The organism is Streptomyces sp. UH6, from assembly GCF_013421635.1.
Classification (GTDB): Bacteria; Actinomycetota; Actinomycetes; order Streptomycetales; family Streptomycetaceae; genus Streptomyces; species Streptomyces abyssomicinicus.
The window spans coordinates 1-1059 of sequence record NZ_JACADT010001415.1; the positions used below are offsets into that span (position 1 = coordinate 1).

The 1059-nt window shown below is 73.6% G+C and carries 1 protein-coding gene and 1 pseudogene; both read right to left on the reverse strand.

Annotated elements, in window-relative coordinates:
* On the reverse strand, positions 1–758 hold a 758-nt coding region (locus tag HW445_RS32255), incomplete at its 3' end, for an ABC transporter ATP-binding protein (protein ID WP_180224291.1).
* A 168-nt stretch (positions 759–926) separates the two neighbouring features.
* Positions 927–1059: pseudogene (locus HW445_RS33990) on the reverse strand (DNA primase); the annotation flags it as partial.

Here is a 1059-nt window from a genome sequence, read left to right on the forward strand (position 1 = left end):
CCGCCCAGCCAGTCCAGGCTGCTGCCCGCGTCCCGGTCGCCCGCTCCGACCAGCTCCAGGAACGCCTGCTGGAGCGAGGGCGCGGTGCCGCGCACCTCCTCCAGCGTCCCCGCGGCGCGGATCCGGCCCGCGGCCAGCACCGCCACCCAGTCGCAGAGCGACTCGACCAGCTCCATCACGTGGGAGGAGAACACCACCGTCGCCCCGGACGCGGTGTACCGCTCCAGGACGGTGCGGATGGTCTGCGCGGAGACCGGGTCGACGCCCTCGAAGGGCTCGTCGAGGAAGAGCACCTCCGGGTTGTGCAGCAGGGCGGAGGCCAGGCCGATCTTCTTCCGCATGCCGGTGGAGTAGTCGACGACCAGCTTGTCGCGGGCGGCGGACAGGTCCAGCACCTCGATCAGCTGGGCGGCGCGCTTGTCGGTCTCGTCGCCGGGCAGGCCGCGCAGACGGCCCGCGTAGGAGAGGAGTTCGCCCCCGGACAGCCGCTCGAAGAGCCGCAGCCCCTCGGGGAGGACGCCGATCCTCGCCTTCACCTCGGCGGGGTCGCGCCACACGTCGTGTCCGACGACCTCCACCCGGCCCTGGTCGGGGCGGAGCAGGCCGGTGATCATGGAGAGGGTGGTGGTCTTGCCCGCTCCGTTGGGACCGACCAGTCCGACGAACCGCCCGGCGGGCAGCTCCAGGTCGATCCCGCCCACGGCGACGTGCTCGCCGAAGCGTTTCCAGAGGCCTTCCACGCGTACGGCGGCAGTCATCTCATCCCTCCGCGGAACCGGAACCGGGCACGGAACCGACCTTATGACCCCCGCGTCCGCCCGGCTCCCCGTGCCCCCTGACGATGACCGGATCGCAACACTTCCCCGGAAACGCGGCAGTTCCCGCAGGCGCACTCCCCGCAGGCGCACTCCCCGGGACGCGCCTGCCTACCGGTCGCGCGTACAGGCGTAGGCGAGGGCGGGGACGAGGACGGCGGCGTCGGGAAGGCGGCGGCCGGCGGGGGGCCGTACCCACTGGACGGGGCCCCGCGCGCCGTACCGCGTGGGCGGTGCCGCGATC